The sequence below is a fragment of the Virgifigura deserti genome, from assembly GCA_003576685.1.
Classification (GTDB): Bacteria; Pseudomonadota; Alphaproteobacteria; order Dongiales; family Dongiaceae; genus Virgifigura; species Virgifigura deserti.
Genome location: QOZR01000001.1, coordinates 557,719 through 583,692 on the forward strand (window position 1 = coordinate 557,719; position 25,974 = coordinate 583,692).

The window sequence follows — 25,974 nt, forward strand, 5'->3', positions numbered from 1 at the left end:
CCTTTGCAATCAAGCCGCCTTGACCTGGATCTTCCGCGCCTTGGCGGGCTCGGCCTTTGGCAGTACCAGGCGCAGAATGCCGTCGCTCTGCGACGCCTCGATGCGATCTTGGTCTATATCCTCGGAGAGCGTGAAGACCCGCTCGTAATCGCCTTCGGCGTACTCGGCATAGATCTGCCGGTACCCTTCGTGCTCCTGGTCGCCCGCATGGCCGTGGATGGTCAGCAGCCGCTTCTCCAGAGTGATGTCCACCGCGTCCGGCGCGACCCCGGGCATTTCGGCGAGCAGAATGATACTCTCCTCGGTCTCATAGATGTCGGTCCGCGGCACGAACACCGCCCGTGCGTGCGTCCGCTCACCGCCATCGATCGCACGGGGAACCTTCTGCTCCACCGTCTTGAGCTGTTTGTCAGTCTTGTTCAGTTCCTTGGCCATGGTGTCATCCTCCCTTATGCAGCCTTGATCTGGATCTTCTTCGGCCGATCCGCCTCCGGTCGCTGCAACTCGATCTCAAGCCGGCCGTCGGCGAAGCGCGCCTGCACCTGGTCGGGATCAACCCGGAAGGGCAACTGCACCGACCGCGAGAAGCTGCCGTAGGCCCGCTCGCGACGGTGCCAGGCGGCGTTCTCGCCTTCCACCTTCGGCTCCCGCTTGCCCTGCAGTGTGAGCGTATCCTCACGCACTGTGACATCGACATCGTCGCAGGACAGGCCGGGGAGTTCGGCGGTCACAACCACGCTGTTCTCGCCAAGCCAGAGGTTGATCGGCGGGAACGCCTGGGCGGTCGCCGTGCCAAGCCCGGACAGCAAACGGTTCATATCGTCCTGCATGTGCCGCATCTTGAGAAACGGGTCGAGCCCGAAGCGGCTGAGTTCCGACAACATCATCTGCATCCTCCTTCGGTTCGTTCGCTACCAACCGGTGTCGGGCGGGGCCATGCAGGCGCACGCCCGGTCAGGGGATGCCGACGCGAGTCGCGGCAAGCTGGGAGAAGATGGCATGACAGGCGGAGCCGCCGGGAGCGCTCGCTATGTCGGGCCGACTGCGGTCGCTCGCCAAGCTCGCGAGATGCGAGAGAGAGGGTTTCGGGCAACAACACCGGACCACATCCTCCTGTCGCGAAGCGATATGAACCGCACTCCGGCCCACCATACGGTCAAGCCTTCGTTCCCCGTGCCAGGACCCAAAATCGGCATCCGGCAAAGTTGATGTGGGTGCGGCAGATGCCCGTTCAAGAGGGCGTCAGAACCCTTGGGCTAAGAAATTCGGTAATGATTGCAAATCTCTATGAAGGCTGAGCACCGGGACAGGTGGCGCCGTTCGCCATGCGGGTGGTGCCGCGGCGAGCACGATGACTGGTGCATGATGGTGTGAAAGGTCGGACGTGAAGCACTCGGCGATCGTTGCGGTCTGCAACCCGGCGCTAGGGCGACGGACCGGGGAGCCGCACCCCCGATCCGCCGCTGGCAATCAGGCCGCTACGCGTGGCGGTGTCCGATGCATCAGCCATAGTCTCCAGGCAGTCACCGCCACGACGAGCCCGCCCACGACGATATGAGTCCAGAGCGCGGCTGCGATGCCGGCAAAACCCAGGAGCCAGGGCGAGACCACGACCCAGGCGCCAAGCAGCAGGCTGCCCCATTCCTCCCACTCGGCGAACGCCTGGATCGCGGCCAAGGCGAGGCCCGCGATCACTGCGGCGCTCAGCCAGGCGTTCCAAGCGGAAGCCGTGGCGTCCGCAAATCCCAGGAGCCACGGCGCGAGAAACAAAGCAACCGCCAGCACGAGATTGCTCCAGTCCAGAAGTTCTTCTTTCCGTTTCGTCAGGTTCGTCATGATTGACCTCCATTCTCCTGAATGTTGCCAAAAGTTCACGGCATGAGCCGATCCTTGCACCGGGTCGGCTCAAGGTCCGGCCGCCGCAGCCTGCGCGAGCGGCTGGACCGGAAACAGGATCTTGAGGAGCAGGCTCAGTGCCATGCACGCCGCGGCTTCGTCCCAGCGGCTCAGGTGCGGTGGATCGAGCCGCTCCTCGCACACCGTCGCGACCAAACTGATCCCAAGAGCTGCGAGCAGTAGAAAGAGGCTCAAAACCGCCGGCACCAGCTCCCACGGGTAGAACGAGGCGAGGCAGAGGCAAAGCGCCACCGCGAGTCCGCACCGGATCAGAGAGTCGATGTTGGGATCGGTGGGATCGCCGTTCCTCGATCCTTGCCAGTCGCGTGGATCATAGACGTTCATCGCTGTTCCTCCCCTGCATCCCCAGGCGCCACGATCCCCCAGCCCTCGACCGTGTTTTCTGGCTCATCGAAGCCATCAGCACGTCTCGACTTCATCCACCGGCGCAGGAGGTCGTCGCGAAGCCGCTCAGGGTCGAGGCGCGCCGCGGCGATCTCCCTCAGGGCGATCACGGTCCAGTGGTCGCGCCCGGGCTCCACCAGCGGCTCGGCACCATGTTCGAGAGCGCCGACACGCTCGGCCGCGAGCAGCACCAGCTCGTATGGGTTGGTGATGACATTACGGCAATCCTCGACGGTGATCCGCGCCATGGCGCACCTCCGTCACGCCGCCAGCGGCCGAGTACTCGCCGACGGTTGGGTCGCCTCCTCGCCCGGCTTCTCGGGAAGCCGATCCAATGCCCACCCGACAGAGGTGGCCCTGGACTTGTCGACGTACGGGCAGACGCAGCCCTTGAAGAGACTCGGCTCCCGGACAAAGACCGTAAGCCCCTGGCGTCGAGCATAGGCGATCGCCGCTTCCTTGCTCGGGAACTTTAGCTTTACCTGCTGCAGCGTGTCCGTGCCGCCAGTCCAGCCCATGAGCGGCTCGATGAATGGTGCCGCGCGCGGCTCGAAGGTGAGCACCCAATGGCGGCTATTCGCCTTGCCCGCGGTCGTCGTCGCGCGTGCCGGCCGGTAAATCGAGGCAACGGTGCCGGGCGGAAACGATGACCCTCTCAGACGCGGGCCAACGTCATTCGCCGACACGCGCCCGGCTGGACCTTCCAATGCTCCCATGCCACGCATTTGGATGCCGTAGCAGGAGACATACTCTCTTGGATCAGTTCGATCGTCCTCTCTTCTCGCTTGCATGGCCTACCCCTCCCCTTCAATAGGGCGAAGGACCAACGCTCTGCGGGCCATACGCACCCGCCGGAGCGCTCGATGAGATTCCCTAGCCACCACTCTACAATGGGCAGCGGCCCGAGCCAGCGGCAGCCGACGGGTCGTCGATCACCTTGGCAAACCCAAGGACGAAACTGTCGGCGCCGCTGGCTGGAGCCTCGTCAGGCCGCCTTCTGCTCGATTGCCTTGGGCTTACCACCGGTGCCGCCGGTCCCGATCGCGATCCGGCGCGGCTTCATCTCTTCCGGCACCTCCCGCACGAGATCGATGGAGAGCAGACCGTTCTCCAACTGGGCGCCGGTCACCTTGACGAAGTCGGCCAGGCTGAAGCGCCGTTCGAACGCACGGGCCGCAATGCCCTGATGCAAGTATTCAGCGCCGTTCTCCGACGCCTTCTGGCCACCCACAAGAAGCGTGTTCTGCTGCTGGGTCAGCGTCAATTCGTTCAGCCCGAAGCCCGCCACCGCCAGGGTAATGCGATAGGCGTCCTCACCGGTTTTCTCGATATTGTAGGGTGGATAGTTGTCGCTCGGCTCCGACTGCAGCGTCGACTGGACCAAGTCCATCATCCGGTCGAATCCGATGGCGGACCGATAGAGCGGAGCAAAATCGAAGTCAAACGTCCTCATAGCCACATCCTCCTTTGAGCAACATGGATACAAGCGACACCGGGCACCGGGTGCCCGGCTCAACCATGCCGAATCCCTTGTGAGCTTTCGGCGATTTTCGATTTGGGAGGCGCTGTCACTGTGTCAAGATCTCCTTCCGCCAATTCCACACTTTCCGGTGGCCTACCGAGCGCCCTCGCTGTCCCGATACTCCGCGTCAGACCGCGCGCAGTAGCGGCGCCTGGTCCGCTGCGAGCCGCCGGTAGAGCTGGAGGTAGTCCTGCGCCATGCGGCGGCTGGAGAAGCGCCGCTCGAACGCCTGCCGGACACGCGCCCTGTCGAGTCCATCGAGGCGCGCGAGCGCGGCAAGCGCCCCCGTCTCGTCCTCGACGACGAAGCCGTTGACACCATCCTCGACGATCTCGGGTACCGAGCCGCGGTCAAACGCGATGACGGGTGTGCCGCAGGCCATCGCCTCGATCATCACGAGGCCGAAGGGCTCTGGCCAATTGATCGGGAAGAGCAGCGCCATCGCGCCGCCCAGGAATGCGGCCTTGTCACGTTCCGAGATCTCGCCCACGAACTCGACACCGGGCTCGCGTAGCAGCGGCTGGACGACCGTCTCGAAATAGACTTGGTCCGCCTCATCGACCTTGGCCGCGATTCTGAGCGGCAGGCCGGCCGCCCGTGCGATTCGGATTGCGGCGTCCGGCCCCTTCTCGGGCGAGATCCGGCCGAGGAACGCAAGATAGCCGTCATGCCTGAGGGATGGCCGCAGTCCGCTATCGGGTAGCCCGTGATGGACCGTGCCGGCCCAGTTTGCGAAGGGGGCCGGTCGGCGCTGGCTATCCGAAATGGAGACGAACGATGCGTCGGGAAAGGCCCGGAACAGGGGGGCAATCTCCGGCAGGTCGAGCCGGCCGTGAAGCGTGGTCAGGAACGACACGCCTCGGCCCTGGAACACGGGAAGGTGCAGGTGGTCGATGTGGAAGTGGATCACATCGAACGCATGCGCCCGACATGCAACTTCATGGATCATCAGAACGTGTGGCGCCAGAGGATCCCGGACGGTGTGATCAAGCCGGAGCGCCCGCGGAACGATAGGCTCGAGTTTGGCGCTAGTCTGGCTGTCGCCACTGGCGAACAGGGTGACATCGTGGCCGAGCGCCACGAGTTCTTCGGTCAGATAAGAGACGATCCGCTCGGTTCCGCCGTAGAGTTTCGGCGGCACGGCTTCGGCGAGCGGGGCGACTTGGGCAATGCGCATGTCCAACCTCCTCCATCTCAAGGAAACCGGGCAAAATCTAGGTGCAGTTGCGGCGTTGTTGAAGAGATGCGCGGTACAAGGACGCGCGGGAGAAAGCGCTACCCGGCACGCCGCGGCGCCCCCATCCGATGTCGGCGACTGTCATGGCGGCCCCGATCAGGATCGCGGGTGCGAACCCCAATGCACCGCCGTCAATGCCACAACCCCGTAATATGCCAGCTCGGGGCGCGCCGGTGCGGAATGAAGCGGTCCGGGATCACCATCGGCCACCCCTCCTCGTCGATCCGATCCGAACGCTGCTCCAGCGATAAGAGGCGGTTGATCCGTTCCTCCGTCGTGGGATGCGTCCGCAGCAGCGACGGATCGGGGACGCGGCGCCCCGGCAGAAGCAGGCGTTCCATCAGACCGCCCTGGAATCGCTCCAGTTTGGCGAGCGCGGCGGCCAAGCCGCGTGGGTCGCCGGTGATACCGGCGGCATCGATGTCCGCATCAAACTCTCGCGTGCGCGATAGCGCGAGTTGGAGGAGATTGCCGATCGTGGGGGCAATCATCAACAGGGCGACCAGCAGCCACGGCACCTGCACGGCGCTGGTGAGCAGGAGCGGCAAGCTCACCAGGAGAAGCATAATGCCAAAGATGGACATCATGCCCGTCAGCCGGCTGACCGCGTCGGCAAGGCCCATGATCCAGAGATCGTTGTTGCGGATGTGGCTCACCTCGTGGGCCAGCACACCGGCGAGCTCGCGCCTATTGAGGTAGCGCAGCAGCCCGTCCGTAACCGCGATGGCAGCCGCATCGCGGCTGCCCACCGCGAAAGCATTCAACATCGGGCTTGGAACATAATGGAGCTCGGGCGGTCGCTGCAGCCCGGCACGTTCGCTGATTCTGGCGAGCAGATCGAACAGGACCGGCAGCTCGTGAGGGCTGATCGGCCGGGCACCGTACAGGCGCAAGATCAGGCGGGGCGAGATGCTCTGACTTAAGGCCAGGCTGAGGCCGCTCGCCAGCGCGGCCCACAGAACCCCCTCGACACCCGCCACGATCCAGCCGCAAGCCGACAGAAGCGCGATCATGCCACCGAGCAGGACAGCCGACTGGGCGAGATTGCGCCGCCTGTGACGGCGGCGCTCCGCCTCGTTCAACGGTCGCGTCATTTTATCCTTCCTCACCTCCTGAAGCTCCGGCCCCCAGGCGGTATATAGCCCTCAACGACGCGTTGTCGCCGGTGCTCGCCAACGCTTTAGTGCAACGCGAGGTCGACGAGCGCTGGAGCCGGTAGACGCCGCAACTGAATGGCCGCGACCGGCTCGCCACCATCCGCGCGCCATACGGCACCGCCGAGCGAGCCGATTGGGGAAGCCCCATCAGCTAACCTCGGCATCATGTGACTGCGCGCTGCTTTGCACCGACAGCCCCGTGGCATCGAGGTGCCGCAGCCCGGCTCGCGGTCGAACCTCGGGCACAGCCACGTCGGAAGGCGCGCTCATGGAGAACAGATGGTCGAGCGTCGTCAGATTGGCGGTCGAGACGAGAACATAGACGTAGTCGCCCGCGGCAAGGGCGCCCGCTTCCGCCGGCAGAAGAATGCGATCGCCACGCAGGACGAGCGCGAACCTCGCCCCGTCTGGGAGAGTCTGTCCCTCGAGAATCGGCGCACCCTCGACCACCGGATAGCCGACCATTTCTTCCGGCAGGTCGATCGGCGGATCGAGATCGACGCGCCGCGGCTCTGCCGCCGCCGGGCGGACGAGCCCGAGCCAGCGAGCGATCGGTGTGGCAGTCCAGCCCTGCAGCAACAGCGAGATCAGCACGACGAAGAAGGCGACATTGAAGTAGGCCTCGCCCCGAGGAGCGCCTGCGAGGATCGGAAGCGAGGCCAGGAAGATCCCGATCGCACCGCGTAGGCCCATGGCCGACGTGAAGGCCCATTCCCGCCAATGAAAGCCGAAGGGTGCCAGACACAGCCAAACGGCAACGGGTCGCGCCAGCAGCATGAGGCTGCCGGCTACAGCAAGAGCCGGCACAAATTGGCCTATCAGGTGCGAGGGTGTGACGAGGAGCCCCAGGACGAGGAACATTGCCACCTGGGCGAACCAAGCCATCGCCTCATGGAAGATGATAATCCGCGTGCCCGCCGGCATCGGCCGATTGCCCACGACTAGGCCAGCGAGGTAGACCGCGAGAAAGCCGCTGCCGCCGAGGACCGCGGCGGTCCCGTAGAGGGCGACCGCACTCACGAGCGCGAAGGGCGGGAGCAAACCGTTCGGCAGCCTCAACCGGTTGAGCGCCCACGAGGTCACAAAGCCGCCGGCGACACCCACGGCCGTCCCGAGCACGGCTTGGAGAAGGAGGTCAAGCAGGAAAGTTTCGGGGCCGACCGGCTGTGCTGCCAGCAGCAGCTCGATCAATGCGAGAGTCAGGAACACGGCGATCGGATCGTTCGTCGCCGACTCGATCTCGAGCACGGCCTCGACCCTCCTTGCCACCCGTAGCCCATGCCCGCGTAAGAGGAAGAAAACAGCCGCGGCATCGGTCGATGCCACGGTCGCACCGAGCAGGAGGCCTTCGAGAATCGACAGGCCGAGGACAGCTGCCGCGATGAACCCGACGATCCCGGCCGTCGCCATGACGCCTGCGGTGGCGAGCAGGACCGATGGCCAGAGTGCCAGCCGGAAGGTGGCGAGCCGCGTCCGCAGCCCGCCATCGAACAGAATGACGACGAGCGCGAGGGAGCCGACGAGGAATGTCAGCCGGTGATCGGTCACGGCAAGTCCCAACCCCTCTCGCCCGGCCAGCATTCCGACAGCGAGAACCGCAATGAGGACTGGTGCGCCGATACGAAACGCCACCACGCTCGAGAGCATGCCGGCCAGCGTCAGGACGGCACCCAGAAGGATCAGGCTATTGATGAAGCCGATGCCCGCCATGGGCCGCTACTCCGGTGGCCTTGCATTCGCTTTGCTTCCAATGATTGGGTTGGCGCCACCGGCATAACGCTCACTGGTGGGCCGTCGACGGCGATGTGCGTCTTTATCGATAATGTTGCAAGATGGCGATCGCTGGTGGTTCCGGAACAGTGAATCTGGCGTCAGGATCTCCGGGAGCGGCGGGTGGCGAGACGAACGACGAGGCCCCCCCCGCCGAGCCAAGCCGGCGGGGCAAATCTCGAGGCCAATTGGCCGCAGGCCGGACAGTCCTCTTCGTCGAGATCGATTGCGGGTGCCAGAATATCGTAGATCTGTGCGGCGCGCCCCGATAGCGGCCGCTGGGCTTCGGCCATCACATCGTCGTTGCCGTGCAGGCAGGCGAAGGCCTCTTCTAGCTCCTGTGCCGTCGCGCCTGTCTCAACGATCTCGGTCACTTTGATTTCTCGATATCGCCGCAAAGCCGCCGAACATCCGCGACGCCGATCTGTGCGTGCGCATCTTTCGTCCCTCCCCTTGCAAGAATATTCACCGGACGATTATCCGGAGCCCTCACCAAGCTAGTTGCGCTCCAGCCCGTCTTTCAGGCGGTCACCTTCGAGGTTCTGCTCGTGGTCGGCGCGGCCAAAGCCAACGCGCGATTAGCGGGAATCGCGCTCCACACCCAGCCCCTTGACGCAGAGGGGACCCGCGCCGTCCTCACGGCGGACTGCAGGGGAATCCGCTCGGAACGGGCGCGGCGGCCGGTCTATCTGCTCTCCGGGCTCCTCAAATGCAGGGGCGGCGGCGGCTTCTCCAAGATCAGCCGCGATCATTACGGCTGCTCGAATGCCCGTAACCCGACGACCTGCTGCTCCTCTACGCGCCCGAAATTCCACCGATCTCTGTTAAGGCCCGGCATCCGTTTCACTACTCCCGGCACCTTGGGCGACGCCCGGTATTTCGCTCCGGCGAGCGGTTGCCACTCCGTTCAGGCCAGTACCCAGAGCAGCACTCGTCAGGAATGCCCCCATCCCGGTCAAGAAGCTTTCGACGACGCCAAAGCACAACAGCGCGAAAGAGCGTTGCCTTCAGCCAGAAGACCGAAAATCTCATCGGTTGACGACACCGGCGTCAGCCACGCCGCCCGGCCGATTGTTCGGATTTTGCGGCTCCCGGCCTGCATCGCTCCAGCGGGATCGGGCAGGTATGATCCGGTGGACGAGGCGCTCGCAGGCTGCGATGAGCTCTTCGCGGAAGAACAGAACGACGAAAAGGGTAAGCGCCGCAATCGTGACAAGCGTGTATTCGGCGCCGAAGCCGCGGATCACGTGTTCGATGAGACGGATCGCGATAACGCCGACGAGCGCGCCGTAGCGATGGCCGAGACCGCCGACAACGGCCATCGCTACGATGAGCCCCATCTCGTTCATGGAGAGCATGGAGGGGGCGAGGACGCCGACATAGTTGGCATAGAAGGCCCCGGCCAGGCCCGCGACGGCGGCGGTGATCATGAAGGCTATGATCTTGACGCGGAAGATATTGACGCCCATGCCGTGGGCAACGTCCTCTCCGTCGCGCACTGCCGCCAAGGGCCATGCAGGCACCACTCAGCCGGCCGGCCCGCTCTTCCGGGACGGTTCGTCGCCATCGTGAACGTCGATCAGCGGCAGGCCGAGCAGATCGCGGAAGAAGCCGACGCTTCCTTCAACGTCCCAGATCGGAAACACGAGATGATTGAATTGCAGCGCGGCCGCTCTCTCCCGCTGCGTGCAGCCTCAACCTGCTGCGCCGCCGGATAGGCTTTTTAATGGAGCCAAATGATGCGCGATTGGGGAACCACCGGCGTCGGCACCATCACTGAAGGTCTCGACGCCTCGACACTTGGATCGTCCGACAGAAGGGCGAGGCCGTTTGACCCGCTTTGGCGGCGACATCGAGCAGACTCATCGAACGCTCCCTTCCGGCCTCGAGATCAGCAGAGGCTCCAGGTACCCCGAACTACCAAGTAACAAGAGGCCGTCTACATCGAATCCACCTGGTGTGCCGGGCGACCGATCCAGGCCGGCGGTATCGCCTCTCCGCCTCCGGCGCAGGTCCGCGCGGCTTCGGGCGCCGCCTCGGGAGACCCGCCACCGGCCGATGGTTCCGTGCCACCGGGGCCGCCCTCCCCGCTCGCATCGAAGACCGTCCGGCGCTTCTCGATTTCCGCCATCACCTCGTCGGCGATCATCTGCAGCAGGGCCCGTTCGCGGTCCGTGATGGTCCGTGGCTCGATGTCGATGACGCACAGCGAACCAATGGCGCGGCCGCAGGAGGTCCGCAACGGCGCTCCGGCATAGAATCGGATGCCCCGCTCGCGCAGGAAGGGATTGTTGGCGAACCGCTTGTCCTTGAGCGTGTCCTCGATCACGAGGAGATCGTTGAGGCCAACCACATGGCCGCACATCGACGTCTCCCGCGGTGCCTGGCGCGCCACGGCCAGATCCTCGGGAAGACCGGTCGCGGATTTCCAGAACTGCCGATAGTCGTCCACTAGGGTCAGCAGTGCGATCGGCGCATGGAAGGCTTTGGCAAGGCGCCGTGTCACGCGGTCGAACGCCTCCTCCGGGTCGGTATCGAGCAAGTTCAGGCTCCTGAGTTCCGCCAGGCGTTCCTCCTCCTGTATCGGGATCGGCGACGGCACCATCGGGGCCTCGATCGGGGTTGCCGCGTACTCGACGATCCGATCGACGGCCTGGACGAGCGAGGTAACAAGGACATCCGCCGGAACTTCGTCCGTCCCGGCGTCTCTCCGGTGGTCCTGGGCCGCTACGTTCCACAGCCCGACCATAATTCCCGCCTCGGGAAACTGCCGTCGCAGGCGGCGGCATGCCTGACGCGCATGCAGTACGGCCGACGCGCTTAGATAGGAGACGCAAACCAACGCGACGCCCTCGGACTCCAGGCTCGCCGCCCCCTCGGGACTGACCGCCTCCGCCGGCAGCGGGCGGGCACCGATCCCGCGCCGCTCTAGCAGTTGGGCCAGCATCGCCGCCGCGACCCAATCCAGCCCCGTTCGTCCGGCGATGCAGAGAACTGGCCTTCCCGTCGACGGGACGGCCGGCGTCGGCGGCGCCTCCACGGGAGGCGCGCCCTGATGCGATACCGCCGCGAGCCGTGCCTCCTCCGGGTCCTCCCGATCCGCGAGCTCACGCACCACCCGCTGGAAGCTCTCCGTCACCACCGCGCGACGCTCGCCCACCAGCACCCCGCGCTGACGATCCCGCTCGGCCAGTCGCAGGGCCGGCAGCGCCACCTCGTCGTAGAAGGCGGACAGCGGTCGAGTCTTGAGGAAGGTCTCGGCAATCTCCTCGCCTTCCTCCGGGTCGCCCGCCAGCATCCGCTGATAGAAGCCCTCCTCCGGCGCGAGCACCGGATCGCTGCCGAGCATGACGTCGAAGAACCGGAGCGGCTGGACGTAACGGCCCATGACCGCAAGGCACACCGTCAGCGGCGTCGCCAGGAGCAGGCCGACCGGGCCCCAGAGCGTCGTCCAGAAGATCGCGGCCAGAATGACGGCGATCGCGGACATACCCGTGCTCGATCCGTACAGCCAGGGTTCGACGACATTGTTGCTGATCAGCTCGGCGGTCAGGAACAGGGCCACGGTCAAGAACAGCAAGCTCCACCCGGGATCGACGGCGATCGAGAGGGCCATCGGGAAGAGCGCGGCGATGAAGGGACCGATATAGGGAACGAAACGCAGCACGGTCGCCAGCACGCCCCAGAGCAGCGCATTCGGCACCCCGATGAGATAGAGGCCGACCCCGATCGGCACCCCATAGGTGACATTGACGATGAGCTGCATCAGCAGATAGCGGCTGACCCGGCGCGCCGCCTCGTCCAGCGCCTCCGTGGTCAGATGCAGATCGCCGCCGCCGACAAGCCTGATGAGGCGGTTTCGCAGATCCTCGCGCTCGAGCAGCATGAAGACGACGAAGACGACGACAAGGCCGGCGGTGCCGATCGGGGCGAGAATCGGCCCGGCGATGTTCTCGATGACCTCGAAGGGCGTCGGCGCCGTCTCCTCGATGCGGACGGCCATTGCCTCCCGGCCGGCTTCTCCGTCGACCGGCGCTCCGGCCGCCGCACCCGCTCCGCTGGACAGCTCGCTGCCGAGCTCTTCGAGCATGGTGGAGGCGCGATCGATGATGCCCCCGCTCGGCGCCGCCGACTGCAAGGATCGGATCTTCGCCAGGATGTTGTGCTGATAGGTGGGCAGGTTGTCGGCCAGTTGAATGAGTTGACTGCCGACTAGAGCCGCGAAGCCGGCGATCGCGGCGAAGGCGACCAGGACCACGATCAGCACGGACGGCACCCGGCCCAGTCCCCACCGCCTGAGACGGGTGGCGATCGGCCCCAGCGCGAAGCTGAGGAGAACTGCTAGCGCGAATGGGATGATGATGTCGCGCCCGAAGTACAGCGCGGCGATGGCAATGACGACGACGACCGCCGTCGTGACCGCCGAGCCGGCCTGACCGGGCGCCGCCGCATCACGCTCCGGCGGCATGGACGGCCCGAACCCGGGCAGTGTTGCCATCGATATCTCCCATGTGGTGATCGATCCGGGCGCGCGGTTTTTCGACGTGCCGTGGCCGATCGGTTCCGACCCGGGCCGGTGCGCGCCTGCTGGTGGATTAACACGGGACGTACATTTGCGTTGCATCCCGCGCCATCCAGGACGCCGGGCGAACGCAACGCGGCGGCGCGATCCGGTGTTCAGCTCATTGACCGGACAAGATCATCCGCAGGCCCGCCGTCACCGGAGGTGTCTAATGGCCGCCGTTGCCGCCACGATGTGGACCGTCTCCCTGCTCCTGGTGGGACTCACGCTCCTTGCCGTCCTGAAGAGCCCGAAATGGTGGATTCGGATCTGGGAATTTCCACGGCTACAGATGGCTGTCGGGCTGGCCTTGGCCGCGGCGTCGCAGGGCGCTCTCCTCGATCTCGCCGAGGCGGAGAACGTCGCCCTCTTCCTGGCCACCCTTGCCTGTCTCGGCTGGCAGCTCTACCGCATCCGTCCCTACACACGCTTTCACCGTGTGCAGTCGCTCCCAGCCCGAGACGCCGCTCCGGCCCACGGATTGCGCCTTTTCATCGCCAACGTGCTCCAGGACAACCGCGACAGCGCGGCGTTTCTACGCGTCGTACGGACGGCGGATCCCGATCTGGTGCTGGCAGTCGAAACCAACGAATGGTGGGACCGGCAGATCGCAGCGCTCGCGGATCGCTACCCTTATGCGGTCCGCCACCCCCTCGAGAACACCTATGGCATGCATCTGTTCTCCCGGCTGGAGCTAACCGAGACGGAGATCCGTGAGTTGGTCTCCCCGGGCATCCCCTCGATCTTCGCCCGCGCCCGGCTGCGTTCCGGTGCGCTGGTCGACCTCTACTGCGTGCATCCGGAGCCGCCGCGGCCGGCCAACGACGTCGAGGAACGCGACGCCGAGCTGCTGACGGTCGCCAAGACCGTCCGGCGCGAGAGGCGTCCGGCCATCGTCATCGGCGACCTCAACGACGTTGCCTGGTCGCACACGACCAAGCTCTTCCAGCGGATCAGCGGCCTGCTCGACCCGCGCGTCGGCCGCGGGCTCTACGCGACCTTCAATGCCAACTACCCGCTGGCGCGCTGGCCGCTGGATCATATCTTCCACGATGCGAGCTTCCGGCTGAAGCGCTTGGCGGTACTCGACTCCTTCGGCTCGGATCACTTCCCGATCTTCGCCGAGCTCGTCCATGATCCGGGCGCCGACGGGGCCCGGCCCGCCGCTCCGCATGTCGAAGCCGGCGACCTCGAGGAAGCGGCCGGGAAGATCTCCGAGGGCGAGCATGCGGCCGCCGCGCGACGGCACAAATGAAAAGAGAGATTTGGTTGTGGGGGCCCAATTCCCCCTTTACCGAAAAACGCCCTGGCTGCGCCGAGGTCGGCTGATAGCCGAGTAGATCGACCTGCTATGCAGGTTCAAATCCGGGAGTGCAACCACCAATACCGAACAAGTATACGGTGGCCGTGAGGGCCGGACGTGAGACATGCCGGAGCCGTCAATCTGGATTCCGCCGCTTCGAGGGCGTGCTCCATCCGGCAAGCGGATAGTGGCCTCATACCACACCCCCGTCGAGCTTTCCCACGCGATCAGCGAGCGGGCGCAGTGGCCGGAGCGGCGATCCGGCTATCCCACCGTGCACTTGCCTTTCGGCGCCAAGCGCCTCTGTCCTTTTCACCTCAGGGGGAGCCTGCACGATGGTCCATGGTCTCGACCATTACGCGCAGGTAATCCGCGTCCGAAGACAGCAGCGCTTTCAATCGATCGGCTCGGATTTATCTCTCCCGCTTGATCATGATGCGCTTCCTTTCGACAGGATCGGTGACGTCCAACATTACCCGCATACCATGACCACTGGCCCTCAGCCGATTTACTGGACTCTCAGTACACCATCGCAAAGAACGAGTTCCAAAGCTGCCGCTTGACGCTGTGGGCTACAGGGGACTTAGTTATGTGATTTGGTTGAATAAGGCAGGAATTGGCGAGGTGAGCGCTACATTGCGGGAACGCCTAGATCTGGCCGAAATCTTAGATCGGGCGGCTGTCGGAGTTACGCAATTGGACATGACTGGTCGTTACCTGCTGGTCAATGACCCCTATTGCGAAATACTCGGGCGCACGCGTCAGGAACTGCTTGACGCTCGAATAGAGAATTTCACCCATCCTGACGATCTTCCGAAAGTCCTTGATGCGTTTATTCAAGTGATTGAAACGGGAACGTCTCTGACGATCGACCAGCGTTACAATCGTGCCGACGGTTCTTGTGTGTGGGTCAATAACAGCGTGTCCGTGGGGCGAGATGCGGAAGGAAAACCCCAATATGTCCTTGCGATCACCCAGGACATCACTGCCTGGAAGGAAACTGAACGGGCGCTGAATCGGACCCAGGCCGATCTCCGCTTACTGCTGGACTCGGCCGCCGACGGCTTCTATTGCGTCGATCGCGACGGGAAGACAATCCTCTGCAATCCGGCCTTCTTGCGTATGCTCGGCTTTGCGCGGGAGGAAGATGTGATCGGCAGGGATCTGCACGATACCATCCACCATTCTCGCGCGGATGGTTCCCCCTACCCAAAGATGGAATGCCCCATCTACAGGGCGGCACAATACGGAATCCATGCGCACGTCACCGACGAGGTCTTCTTTCGCCTCGATGGTAAAGGCTTTCCTGTCGAGTATCGGGTGCGTCCAATTGTGCGCAACGGGGAGATCACCGGCGCGGTTTGTACTTTTGTCGATGTAACGGAGCGTAAGAACGCCAACGTACACCAGGAGCTGTTAAACCGTGAGCTGGGGCATCGGGTAAAGAATACCTTGGCCATCGCGCAGGCGATCGTCGGCCAAACGCTTCGCAACTCCTCAACGCCCCAGGAGGCCATCCAGTCGGTCAGTGCGCGCCTATTTGCTTTGAGCCATGCCCATAGCCTCCTGACACACACGCGCTGGGGCAACGCGTCCATTGTGGACGTGATTGAGGGCGCGACAGCCATACATAGCTCGGACACTCGGCGCATACAGCGCAACGGGCCACGAATCGATCTTGGCACGAAGAGCGCCCTCGCAATCACGATGGCGCTGCACGAGCTCTGCACCAACGCGGCCAAATATGGTGCGCTATCCAACGATGTCGGTACCGTCTCGATCGCTTGGACTGTGACGGGTGGCGCCGCGGACGCACGCTTTCGGTTAAGTTGGAAGGAGTGCAACGGTCCGCCCGTGGCGCCACCAAGTCGTAAAGGGTTTGGCTCACGGGTGATCGCCGAAAGTTTCGGCCCCGAGTTTGGAGGCGAAGCCAAGCTGATCTTCAACCCTGGCGGTGTCCTTTGGACACTCGATGTGCCGTTGATGTCCATGAAAATGTAGTTCGGAACCGAACTATTTTCATTTATTCTTTGCCGTTGGCCGGTTTTATCGGAAACTGTAGCCAAAATCTTTCGCGCTGTTCGCTGCTCCAACTTTTAACCCTAGACAGCTGCCGCTTCGCAGGCAGCCGACTTTTCCTGGCGAAGCCACGCGTACCAGGCATCCAAGCCCTCTCCCGTTCGGGCAGATACGCCCAGTACCGAGATGTCCGGATTGACCGACAGTGCATTGGCGGTGGCACGCGAGACGTCGAACTCGACGTACGGCAGGAGATCTATCTTATTCACGAGCATCAGATCAGCGGCACGAAACATGTGCGGGTATTTGAGCGGCTTATCATCACCTTCCGTTGTCGAAAGAATCACGATCCGGCGGCGCTCGCCCAAATCGAAAAGTGCAGGGCAGACCAGGTTACCTACGTTTTCGACTACGACGACCGAGTTTGCGCTCGGGTTCAGCTCCAGCAGACCGCGCGCCACCATGTCGGCATCGAGGTGACAGCCGGTGCCGGTATTTATCTGCACCACAGCTGCGCCGGCGGCGCGGATGCGTTCGCCATCATTCGCCGTCGCCTGATCGCCCTCAAGAACGAACAGAGATGCTCCGGTTTTCATGTCGCGGATGGTGCGCTCGAGCAAAGTCGTCTTTCCCGCGCCAGGGGCGCTCATCAGGTTGAGCGCCAGAATTCCGCGATCCGCAAGCCAAGTGCGATTGCGGGCCGCGAGCGCGTCATTCTTTGCAAGAACACGGATGCCGAGATCGACCAGCGGAGCTGATGTGTGTTGATGCTCATGATCGTGATCATGCGCTGGAGCGCGATCACGGTCCGGACCATCGGCACGGGCATGAGTATGGACGTGATGTGTGCCATGAGAATGCGAGTGGCTGTGGCGTGTGCCATCAGCATGAACATGCTCACGCCCATGGCCCTGGCCAGAAGCGTGGCGCTCGCCGTCCAAGGCGGTCACCTTCCCGGTCTGAAGGTTGACAGCGACCGTCTTCGCTCCGCTATCGCAGCCGCAATCTTCGCACATCATGCCACCTCTTCGAGTTCCATCGTCTTGATGTTCAGCTCCTCGCCCGCAAGGTGCGTCAGCCGTCGCGATCCGCAAGCACAGGCCGTGAGAAATGTCGGAACGGCGAATTCGGCGCCGCACGTCATACAGCGAGCGCGGCCCTCGATCTCGCGGATCTCAAGGGTGGCGCCATCAAGAACCGTACCGTGCGCCGCGACGTCGAAACAGAAGAGGATGGCGTCGGTCATCACGCCCGACAGCTTGCCGATCTCGAGCGTCACACGGCGCACACGGCGGCCTTTGGCGGCGTCGCTGACAATAGCCACGATGTTGCGGCTGATCCCGAGTTCGTGCACGACATCGGCCTTTCAACAGATCCGCGGCAACTGCTCGCCGACTAACATATCGACGATACGTTGGCCGCCCAATACGGTGCGCATTACGACCCGGCCAGGCTCGCCGTCGGTAATCCAGCCGATAATGGTGGCTCGCTCTCCCAGGTGATGCGCACGCATTGCTGCCAACGCCGCTTCCGATTCCTCCGGCGGGATAACTGCGACGATCTTGCCCTCATTGGCCAAATAGAGAGGATCGAGCCCCAGGATTTCACAGAATCCCCTGACTTCCTCGCGAACCGGGAGGTGTTCCTCATCGATCTCGATGCCAACGTCAGAGGCTTCCGCAATTTCGTTGAGGACCGTCGCCACCCCGCCTCGTGTCGCATCTCGCAGGCAGCGCGCACCCGGCGCCGCGGCCAGGAGTGTTGCGATCAGATCGTGCAGCGGGGCGCAATCGCTCGCAATGGGAGTTTCGAGCGCCATCTCGCCACGTGCCTCCAGGATCGCTGCTCCATGATCGCCGAAGAGCCCATTTACGAGCACCGCATCACCCGGGTGCGCTAAATCCACGCCGAGGCGAATATCCTCGCGGATAATCCCGACGCCTGATGTCGTAATGAAGAGCTTGTCGCAGGCCCCCTTGTGCACGACCTTGGTGTCGCCAGTGACGATGCGGACGCCGGCGCCTTTCGCTGTTTCCGCCATCGACCGTGCGATCCGGCGCAGCATGTCGATGGAAACCCCCTCTTCGACGATCGCCGCACAGGAGAGATAGAGCGGAATGGCGCCGCCGACAGCGAGATCATTGACAGTGCCACAGACGGCGAGCTTGCCGATGTCGCCGCCGGGAAAAAACAACGGGTCGACCACGTAGGAATCCGTGGTGAAAGCGAGCCGGTCACCGTAGACGGCGAGTTCCGCGAGATCGAAGCGTGCCTGATCCTCCAACGGTGCAAGAAAGCTGCTATCGAACGCGACGATAAAAACGTCGTCGATCAAATCTTTCATCGCTCTTCCGCCACCGCCATGGGCAAGCGTCACCGCGGGCACATTCACTTTCCCGAGCGAGCGCGCACGACGGAACGGCATTTCGTTCATGCCGCCCCCGCCTGTTTCTTGAAGCCGCCATATTGATGATATGCGGCGCAGGCGCCTTCGGACGACACCATCAATGCGCCAAGCGGAGTCTCCGGTGTGCAAGCGGAGCCGAACAGCTTGCACTGCCACGGCTTGATGACGCCCTTGAGCACCTCACCGCATTGGCAAGACTTGGGATCGGCAATCCTGACATTGGGTATCGCAAATTTCCTTTCGGTATCGAAGCGCGCGTACTCGTCACGGATCCTTACACCGGAGTGATCGATCGATCCGAGACCACGCCATTCGAAGAACGGCCGCAGTTCGTAAACGCGTGAGATCGCCTGAAGGGCCGCCACATTGCCGGTACCCTGCACGACGCGCGCATATTGGTTTTCGACGTCTGCACGCTGCTCTCTAATCTGTTTGAGCACCATCCAGATCGATTGCAGAACATCGAGCGGCTCGAAGCCGGCGACGACTAATGGTTTGCGGTAATATTGCGCTATGAATTCGTAGGGCGCCGTGCCGATCACCATCGAGACGTGGCCCGGACCCAGGAAGCCGTCGATATGCACATCAGGACTGTCGAGGATGGCCTTGATGGTGGGCACGATCGTGATGTGATTGCAGAAGACAGAGAAGTTCGCGATGCCTTCGCTCTCGGCCTGCAGCACCGTCAGCGCCGTTGATGGCATTGTCGTTTCGAAGCCCAATCCGAAGAACACGACCTCCCGATCTGGGTTATTGCGAGCGAGCGTCAGTGCATCCATGGGTGAATAGACCATTCGCACATCAGCGCCGTCGGCCCTCGCCTGCGATAGACTCTTGCGAGAGCCCGGTACGCGCATGGCATCGCCAAAAGTCGTGAAAATGACATTCGCGTGTTCGGCGATGGCGATACAATCATCGACGCGCCCCATGGGAAGAACGCAAACGGGACAGCCTGGCCCGTGGATCAACTGGATTTCCTTGGGCAGCATGCCTTCGACGCCATAACGGAAGATCGAATGGGTATGCCCGCCGCATACCTCCATGATATGGATCGGCCGGCGTGCGGCGATATCGATGGTCGAGACGAGCTTGTCGATCTCGGCGACAAGAGCGTCGGCCTTCCCACGGTCACGAAATTCGTCGACGTACTTCACCCCAGCGCTTCCTTGGTCGTCGCCGAGCCGCGGTCGTCGGCGAGCAGCGTGTGCACGAGATCCCATAGGATATGGTAGGCGGCGACATGGCATTCCTGGATGCGATGGATCGACGTCGTCGGCACGACGAGGCAATGGTCCACCACGCCAGACGTCTTCATCCTGCCGCCATCGCCGCCGGCAAGGCCGATCGTCGTCAACCCTATCTCCTTGGCCTTGGCGAAGGCCGCGATGAGGTTTGCCGAATTGCCACTTGTTGAGATGCCGATCAGGCCATCCGCGGCCCGGGCCTGGGCGACAAGCTGACGGACAAACACGTGCTCGAAGCCAACATCGTTTCCGACTGCCGAAATCATCGCCATATCGGCCACGAGGTTGACGGCCGCAAGCGCCGGACGTCCCGCCGTGGCAGGATGGAGGAATTCGACGGCAACATGAGATGCATCGCAGCTCGATCCGCCATTCCCCATCGAGAACAGGCGGCCGCCGCAACGATAAACCGCCGCAAGCGCCTTTGCCGCCGCGACGAGGATCGGCGCCTGTTCTGAAAAGAAGCGGTCGTTGGCTTCACGCGAGTCGCGGGCCTTCTGCATGATCGATTGCAGAAGGGCCGCGTCGAGCTTCACCGGCTCCTGCGACTGGCCGTGCAGAAAAGGATAGAGGCTTCTGAGATGGTCTTCGCTTGCCATGACGACCGCCTATCCGGCTGCTGAAAGCCGCATCGCCTCCAGCTGCTCCTGTGCTTCGCCGAGCTCCTTCAGAATCCTGAGTGTCTCCTCCGCCTGTTGCTCATCGATCCGGGCCATGGCGAATCCAACATGAACCAGCACCCAATCGCCCACACAGGCATCGATAGGGTGCGCATCGTTCACGATGCAAGCAATGTTTATCTGGCGCTTCACGCCGGCGACATCGACGGTGGCAAGCTTCCGCGATGCGTCGTCGATCTTCACGATACGGCCGGGGATTCCAAGGCACATCGGCGCTGGTTCCTCTATCGTTGGCTGCCGCTGATGAGACGAGCAGCGGCCACCGCGGCCTGCCCGAGCGCAAGGCCCCCGTCGTTGGCGGGAACCCGGGTGTGAGACAGCACGGTGACAGCATCAGCCTTCAGACGGCGGACGACCTCACCGAACAGGACCTCATTCTGGAAGCATCCCCCCGACAGCGCGACGGTATCGAATCGAGGGCCGCGCCCCGGCTCGCCGCATGCGAGCTTCCGTGTCATCGTGACGATCGCCCGGGCAAGCCCTTTGTGGAAGCGCGCGGCCATGACAGGAGCCGGCGTGCGCAGTATCAAATCTCCCAGCATGGCCCTCCACACCGCAAGGGGCTCAATATAGGGAAGCCCCAAGCCACGCAGATTCGGGATCGTGAACGGGTACGCGAGGTCGTCGCTTTCTTCTCGCATCGTGCGTTCATCGACGATGGACTCGAGCCGAGTTGCTGCTTCACCCTCGTAAGCCTGTCGCTCGCGGCAGATGTCAAGGGCGGCAGCCACCGCGTCGAAGAGCCTGCCGCATGACGACGCCTTCGGGGCGTTGACCGCATTGCGGATCATCGCGTCGAGGATTGGGCGGGGCTTTTCCGCCAGATAACCGTAGAGTTCGAGCTCCGCGAAGTTCATTGCGAACTCCGCCCAACCTATCTCGGCCATCAGATGAGCGTAGAGATTGCGCCACGGTTCGCGAACCGCCTGAGCGCCCCCTAACATCGCAACGGGTTTGAACGTCCCAAGCCGCTCCGCGCGCCGGTAGTCGACAAGCAGGAACTCGCCGCCCCAGACCGTCCCGTCGACACCCCATCCCAATCCATCGAGAACGATGCCGAGCACGGGCGGCGCAACGAACGGCCGGTCGTTGTCGGCAAGACAGGCGGCAACGTGAGCGTGATGGTGCTGAACCTCTATCAGCGGCAAGCCTTCGCCGCGCGCGCGATCGCGCGCGAGCTTCGCGGAGAGATACTCCGGATGCAGGTCAGCGACGAGCGCCCTCGGGGCATGGTCGAAGAGTTCGGCGTAGAGCGAAAGATTGCGCCGGAAATCATCAAAAGTCTCTGCATCTTCCAGATCGCCCTGATGCTGCGAAAGAACCGCTTCTCCATTTTTGACCAGGCAGAACGCCGATTTCAGCTCGCCGCCCATCGCCAGCAGATCGGGTGCGGCATCAAAGCCATCGGGCAGCTTGATGGGCGTAGGCGCGAAGCCGCGAGCACGGCGCAGCACGCGCGATACGCCCTCCATCACCCGTACGACCGAATCATCGACGCGCGTCGCGATCTTCCGGTCATGGACGAGCGCGAAGTCCGCGATACCGGCAAGCCGCGTGCAAGCCTCGTCATCGTCGATGATCTGCGGCTCCTCCGATCTGTTGCCGCTCGTCATCACGATCGGCCGATCCATGCGGCGAAGCGCAATCAGATGAAGCGGCGTCGTCGGCAGCATGAAGCCGAGCGTCCGAATTCCGGGCGCCACCGCATCCGGGAGACGATCCGGCCCGGTGGCGCGCATGAGGACGATCGGGCTCTCGGAACTCGTGAGCTGACGTTCCTCCTCGGCATTCGGCGTGCAATAACGCCGGACGATATCGAGGTCGCGCGCCATGAGCGCGAAGGGCTTCGCCGCGCGCATTTTGGCCTTCCGCAAGCGCAAGACCGCATCCGTGTTGGTCGCATCACAGGCAAGCTGATATCCGCCGAGGCCCTTCACCGCGACAATCTGCCCTTTCTGAAGAAGGCTGCAGATCGCATCGACATCGTCGAGCATGGAATGCTGGTCGAAGCTGATGGCGCGCCCGTCGAAACGTACAAGCCTCGCTTTCGGGCCGCAGGCAGAACAGGCGATAGCTTCTGCGTGGAACCGTCGGTCCGCCGGGTTGTGATACTCGCTGAGGCAAGCGTCGCACATGACAAAGGCGGCCATCGTTGTCCCGGAGCGGTCATAAGGGATACCCTTGATGATGCTGAGGCGCGGCCCGCAATGAGTACAGTTCGCGAAGGCGTAGCGATAACGGCGTTGGAACGGATCGAATACCTCCTGTGCGCAGGCCGGGCAGGTTGCGGTATCCGGGGCGACCTCCGTGCGCGCAGCACCACCGACCGTCTCGGAGATGCGAAATCCACTTATCGGCATTTCGGAAATGGGTCGGCTCTCAATCTGCTCGATCCGCGCAAGTGGCGGAGGCTCTCTCCGCAAGCGCTCGACCAGAAGGGAAATCGCGTCGCCATTCCCCGTGACACGAATCACCACGCCCTCCGGATCATTCAGTACTTCGCCGGAAAGCCCCAACTCCTGGGCGAAACGCCAAACCGTCGGCCGGAAACCCACGCCTTGCACGCGGCCTCTCACGCGAATCTCGACACTGATCGCTTGCTCCCGCGGTTCGGTGTGGGAATGCAAGTTCATGCCGTCTCCCACAGAAGAACCCGATTGTTGCCTGAATCTGCAACAACAAGGGTGTTGTCGCGAGCGGCAACGGCGTAGGGCCAGCACAGGCTGTCGCGCGACGGCACATTCCAGCGATTATCCCCTTTATCGTCGAAGCCGCTTTGACCAGCCAAGCGAGTCGCGGCCGCTCCCATCGCGAGGCGAGCGGTGTCGAAGCCGAGAAGGCGCGAATTCGCGGTATCGGCGACCACGAGATAGCCCGATTGCACCGTGAGACCATAGGGCATGTTCATGGCGGAGGCCGTCGGATAATAAGCCGCGCAATTGTGGTCGAGCCCGGTGAAGCCAGCCTGGCCGAGGACAAAATCGCACGGAACGCCGTTTCGGTCCGGCAACGTCTTCCAAACCATCACGCGGTTGTTTCCCGCGTCCGCGACAAAAAGCATGCCCGCGGCGGCGATGCTGTGCGGCCAGCGCATTCCGACGGCACCCGCCCCCTCCCCTGCGCTTTCGTCGCGCGTCGTGAAGTCGCGTTGACCTAGGACGAGATCGGCCGGCGCGCCATTCACCGCCGGGATCTCATCCCAGACGAGCACGCGACGATTGCCGGCATCGGCGACAAACAGGCGTCCGTCATGGATCGCGACGCCATAGCACCAATTCAGCGTGTCGGCACGAGCCGCGGCCAGTCCGCGATTGGCCTCGCCGGACCTGAAATCTGCCTGACCCAGAACGATGTCGGCCGGCTGATTGGAGCTCCGCGGAAGGTCGTGCCAGAGAAGCACACGATGGTTCCAGGCATCGGCGACGGCGAGAACGTCGGGCCCCACAGCGATGCCCGTAGGCACGTTGAGTGAGGCAGGGCCGATCTCGCCTTTGGCATTGCGGCCTTCGGTTCTGAAGTCCGGCTGTCCGATCACGAGGTCCGCGGGCCCGTTGTCCATGTCGGGCACCCGCTGCCAGACGAGAAGCCGATGATGACCGGTATCGCAAATGATAAGAGGACCGCCACGCCCGGCGAGACAGGCGCCGCGCGGGCCAAAGAGTGTGTGCGCCGCCGGAGAGATGGCTGCCACCGGCGCGCCGGTTTCGGACAGAGCCCCAAGCAAGATGCGCGCGCCGCGCGGATCCAGGAGCGGTTGTGGCGCGGCATCGGACGGATCGGATGCACGTGCCCGCGGATAGGCCGGTGCAAGAGACACGCGCATCGTCACGTTGTGAGCCTCACCTCGACCCAGTCGCCGATGACCCGCACGGCATGTGGCTGCAACTGGACCTCCGGTGCGGTCAGGCACTCGCCGCTCGTAAGATCATAGCGGAAGCCATGGTGGGGACAGGTGATTATCCCGTTCTCCACTTCGCCATCGTGGATCGCTAGGCCGAGATGCGCACACGCATCCTGGAAACAGGTGACAGCCGTGTCGCGGCGGAAAAGCGCCACTCTTTGGCCACCAATCTCCATGGCGCGAATACCGCCTTCGGGGATCTCGCTCAAGACACAAACCGGACGCCAAGTGCCGTTTTGCCCCAGCGCAAACGGACTCACGAACCGGACACCATTGTCTGGCGCCAAACCCTTGACCTGGACAATGTCAGTTATCTCGGGACAAACCTCCTGGACCGCTTTCTTGATACCCGCATGGAAGGTAAGAGCGGACGCTGCGCAGCCGTCGCAAGCGCCGGTAAGTTGTACCTCGATCGCCGGGGGTGCCACCCTCGCGAGCCGGACGTCACCGCCATGAGATGCGAGCATGGGGCGGACGCTCGCAAGCGCCGCTTCAACACGTTCGTTCAGGCTCGGCTTAATGAGTTCGTGGTGGCGAAGCACGGCATAGACCACGTCGTCGGCGACCGCTTCCTTCATCGCAGCAAGCGCGGCCGGGTTAGTCCTCAGCGTGCGGATCAGCCGCCTCAATGCCTCGCCATGTAGCGCGTCGATCGCGCGCCGGTACGCCTCTACAGCGCTGCGCGGGACCTCGTCCCAGGTCGCGAAGATTGTCTCGAGACGCTCAAGGTCTCCGAGAAGACCCGCGAGGTCATCTCGGCGTGTCGCGGCGGGATCGCTGGCGGCCATGGCGCTTCCCAACGGTGCGGTTCAATTCTCCGGTGTGTGCGCAAGAATCTCTTGCGCAAGCTGGCCGATCGCCTCGGTGACAATCCGCGCCTTCTCGACCTCGCCATGATTGAAGAAGATCTCAAGCGCTTCCTCGTAGTAGCCCTTCGCCTTTGTCAAATTGGCACGATTGCCGTCGTCGGGGCGTTCCGAATCGTCCGGCAGGTTCCACAAACAGTTGGCCTTGTTAGCGATAGTGTTGGCGTATTCGAGAGGCGCGTTTGCGCGTGTACGAACTCTTAGTGCTTCGTCATAGGCCGCGATCGCCCGAAGGTTGTTTTCTATGATGTGGCTCGATGACGCGTATTGCAACGCGTTCCCGAGATTGTTTTGCAGCATCGCATATTCTGCTGGGTGGTCGATCAGGTTGACGACCTTCAGGCCCTCCTCGAAACACTGCACCGCGAGCGCCTCACGGATTCTCGCGCGCTCGTCGGTGAATGGTATAGAGAGGAACGCCGCCGCAAGGTTGTTTTGAAGGATGGCGAATTCGACCGGATAGCGTTTCACATCGAATGTGCGGAGGGCCCGCTGATAGGACGCGATGGCGTCGGAAATACGGGCGCGGCCGCAGCCCGCCAGATGCTGTAGCACGAGACCAAGGTTCATCTCGGCTTCGGCCACCTCCTCGGCACGTCCGAGAAGAGCGAGACAGGGAATGGCCGCCTCGTATAATGCTCGCGCCTGCTCGATCAGTTCGGTTCCGGGCTCAGGTACAGCCTGAAGCGCAGTTCCTTTGCGCGCGGAAATACGGGCGGCCAGGAGCCGCTCATTCGCGGGGCAGATGGCCAGTGCTTCGTCGTAAAGCTTGACGGCCGCGGTCAGGTAGTCGGGCGTCTTGGGCTTCTGCTGCAAGCCCACTGCCAATTCCATCAGCATCTCCGCACGCTCGACGGGGCTCGCACGTCCATCATGTGCAGCGGCGAGTGCAGCCCGCATCAAATCTTCGACCCGGCCGGCTGCCGTCGTCGCGCGTCCTCCCTGGTCGGCACGCGACGCGATCCTTTCGGCTGCGGATTGGTTGGCGAAGGTAGGCATGTTCATC

25 protein-coding genes are annotated in these 25,974 nt (G+C 63.4%); 2 read left to right on the forward strand and 23 right to left on the reverse strand.

Annotation, left to right across the window (positions count from 1 at the left end):
- Positions 1-9: 9 nt before the first annotated feature.
- The 13 genes from DT069_RS02725 to DT069_RS02785 form a co-directional block, all read right to left on the reverse strand.
- Positions 10-435, reverse strand: a complete 426-nt coding sequence (locus tag DT069_RS02725) for an Hsp20/alpha crystallin family protein (protein ID WP_119458708.1) — start codon at positions 433-435, stop codon at positions 10-12.
- 14 nt (positions 436-449) lie between these two features.
- Complete coding sequence (locus DT069_RS02730) at positions 450-887, reverse strand: Hsp20/alpha crystallin family protein (RefSeq protein WP_162912935.1); 438 nt, start codon at positions 885-887, stop codon at positions 450-452.
- A gap of 583 nt (positions 888-1,470) precedes the next feature.
- Complete coding sequence (locus tag DT069_RS02735; protein ID WP_119458710.1) at positions 1,471-1,836, reverse strand: SPW repeat protein; 366 nt, start codon at positions 1,834-1,836, stop codon at positions 1,471-1,473.
- 69 nt (positions 1,837-1,905) lie between these two features.
- Positions 1,906-2,241, reverse strand: coding sequence for a hypothetical protein (locus DT069_RS02740; protein ID WP_119458711.1), 336 nt, complete (start codon positions 2,239-2,241; stop codon positions 1,906-1,908).
- Positions 2,238-2,549 carry a DNA-directed RNA polymerase subunit omega gene (gene rpoZ, locus DT069_RS02745; protein ID WP_119458712.1) on the reverse strand — a complete coding sequence of 104 codons (312 nt, stop codon included), beginning with the start codon at positions 2,547-2,549 and terminating at the stop codon, positions 2,238-2,240. The genes DT069_RS02740 and rpoZ overlap by 4 nt, the downstream gene beginning before the upstream one ends.
- Positions 2,550-2,561: 12 nt before the next feature.
- Positions 2,562-3,092 (reverse strand): ETC complex I subunit, encoded by a 531-nt coding sequence (locus DT069_RS02750; RefSeq protein WP_425449949.1) that lies wholly within the window; start codon positions 3,090-3,092, stop codon positions 2,562-2,564.
- Positions 3,093-3,286: 194 nt separating this feature from the next.
- Positions 3,287-3,754, reverse strand: a complete 468-nt coding sequence (locus DT069_RS02755) for an Hsp20 family protein (RefSeq protein ID WP_119458713.1) — start codon at positions 3,752-3,754, stop codon at positions 3,287-3,289.
- 196 nt (positions 3,755-3,950) lie between these two features.
- A complete protein-coding gene (locus DT069_RS02760) occupies positions 3,951-5,000 on the reverse strand; it encodes a glycosyltransferase family 4 protein (protein WP_119458714.1) in 1,050 nt (349 codons plus the stop codon).
- A 191-nt stretch (positions 5,001-5,191) separates the two neighbouring features.
- The gene (locus DT069_RS02765; protein WP_119458715.1) at positions 5,192-6,154 is read right to left on the reverse strand and encodes a zinc metalloprotease HtpX; all 963 of its coding nucleotides are present in this window, start codon (positions 6,152-6,154) and stop codon (positions 5,192-5,194) included.
- Between the two features lie 210 nt (positions 6,155-6,364).
- A complete protein-coding gene (locus DT069_RS02770) occupies positions 6,365-7,927 on the reverse strand; it encodes a potassium/proton antiporter (protein ID WP_119458716.1) in 1,563 nt (520 codons plus the stop codon).
- Positions 7,928-8,088: 161 nt separating this feature from the next.
- Positions 8,089-8,361: a hypothetical protein gene (locus DT069_RS02775; RefSeq protein ID WP_119458717.1), complete on the reverse strand. Its 273-nt coding sequence runs from the start codon at positions 8,359-8,361 to the stop codon at positions 8,089-8,091.
- Between the two features lie 654 nt (positions 8,362-9,015).
- Positions 9,016-9,456: an ABC transporter permease subunit gene (locus DT069_RS02780; RefSeq protein WP_119458718.1), complete on the reverse strand. Its 441-nt coding sequence runs from the start codon at positions 9,454-9,456 to the stop codon at positions 9,016-9,018.
- A 470-nt stretch (positions 9,457-9,926) separates the two neighbouring features.
- Positions 9,927-12,485, reverse strand: a complete 2,559-nt coding sequence (locus tag DT069_RS02785) for an AI-2E family transporter (RefSeq protein ID WP_425449950.1) — start codon at positions 12,483-12,485, stop codon at positions 9,927-9,929.
- A 235-nt stretch (positions 12,486-12,720) separates the two neighbouring features.
- Between DT069_RS02785 and DT069_RS02790 the strand changes: the two genes are divergently transcribed.
- Positions 12,721-13,803 (forward strand): endonuclease/exonuclease/phosphatase family protein, encoded by a 1,083-nt coding sequence (locus DT069_RS02790; protein WP_162912937.1) that lies wholly within the window; start codon positions 12,721-12,723, stop codon positions 13,801-13,803.
- Between the two features lie 672 nt (positions 13,804-14,475).
- Positions 14,476-15,852 (forward strand): PAS domain S-box protein, encoded by a 1,377-nt coding sequence (locus DT069_RS02795; RefSeq protein WP_162912938.1) that lies wholly within the window; start codon positions 14,476-14,478, stop codon positions 15,850-15,852.
- Positions 15,853-15,953: 101 nt separating this feature from the next.
- Here the strand turns inward: DT069_RS02795 and hypB are convergent, their stop codons facing one another.
- The 10 genes from hypB to DT069_RS02845 are packed head-to-tail and all read right to left on the reverse strand — an operon-like array spanning position 15,954 to position 25,967.
- Positions 15,954-16,889 carry a hydrogenase nickel incorporation protein HypB gene (gene hypB, locus DT069_RS02800; RefSeq protein ID WP_425449951.1) on the reverse strand — a complete coding sequence of 312 codons (936 nt, stop codon included), beginning with the start codon at positions 16,887-16,889 and terminating at the stop codon, positions 15,954-15,956.
- On the reverse strand, positions 16,886-17,224 hold the full coding sequence (locus DT069_RS02805) for a hydrogenase maturation nickel metallochaperone HypA/HybF (protein WP_119458722.1): 339 nt from the start codon (positions 17,222-17,224) through the stop codon (positions 16,886-16,888). Before DT069_RS02805 ends, hypB begins: the two co-directional genes overlap by 4 nt.
- 12 nt (positions 17,225-17,236) lie before the next feature.
- Positions 17,237-18,304, reverse strand: a complete 1,068-nt coding sequence (hypE, locus tag DT069_RS02810) for a hydrogenase expression/formation protein HypE (protein WP_119458723.1) — start codon at positions 18,302-18,304, stop codon at positions 17,237-17,239.
- Positions 18,301-19,431 (reverse strand): hydrogenase formation protein HypD, encoded by a 1,131-nt coding sequence (gene hypD, locus DT069_RS02815; RefSeq protein WP_119458724.1) that lies wholly within the window; start codon positions 19,429-19,431, stop codon positions 18,301-18,303. The genes hypE and hypD overlap by 4 nt, the downstream gene beginning before the upstream one ends.
- Complete coding sequence (locus DT069_RS02820; protein WP_119458725.1) at positions 19,428-20,120, reverse strand: D-sedoheptulose-7-phosphate isomerase; 693 nt, start codon at positions 20,118-20,120, stop codon at positions 19,428-19,430. The genes hypD and DT069_RS02820 overlap by 4 nt, the downstream gene beginning before the upstream one ends.
- A gap of 9 nt (positions 20,121-20,129) precedes the next feature.
- Positions 20,130-20,411, reverse strand: coding sequence for a HypC/HybG/HupF family hydrogenase formation chaperone (locus tag DT069_RS02825; RefSeq protein ID WP_119458726.1), 282 nt, complete (start codon positions 20,409-20,411; stop codon positions 20,130-20,132).
- A gap of 14 nt (positions 20,412-20,425) precedes the next feature.
- The gene (gene hypF / locus DT069_RS02830; RefSeq protein WP_425449952.1) at positions 20,426-22,921 is read right to left on the reverse strand and encodes a carbamoyltransferase HypF; all 2,496 of its coding nucleotides are present in this window, start codon (positions 22,919-22,921) and stop codon (positions 20,426-20,428) included.
- Positions 22,831-24,024, reverse strand: a complete 1,194-nt coding sequence (locus tag DT069_RS02835) for an NHL repeat-containing protein (protein ID WP_119458728.1) — start codon at positions 24,022-24,024, stop codon at positions 22,831-22,833. Before DT069_RS02835 ends, hypF begins: the two co-directional genes overlap by 91 nt.
- 2 nt (positions 24,025-24,026) lie before the next feature.
- Complete coding sequence (locus DT069_RS02840) at positions 24,027-24,890, reverse strand: NifU family protein (RefSeq protein WP_119458729.1); 864 nt, start codon at positions 24,888-24,890, stop codon at positions 24,027-24,029.
- A 21-nt stretch (positions 24,891-24,911) separates the two neighbouring features.
- Positions 24,912-25,967: a tetratricopeptide repeat protein gene (locus DT069_RS02845; RefSeq protein ID WP_425449953.1), complete on the reverse strand. Its 1,056-nt coding sequence runs from the start codon at positions 25,965-25,967 to the stop codon at positions 24,912-24,914.
- Positions 25,968-25,974 lie beyond the last annotated feature (7 nt).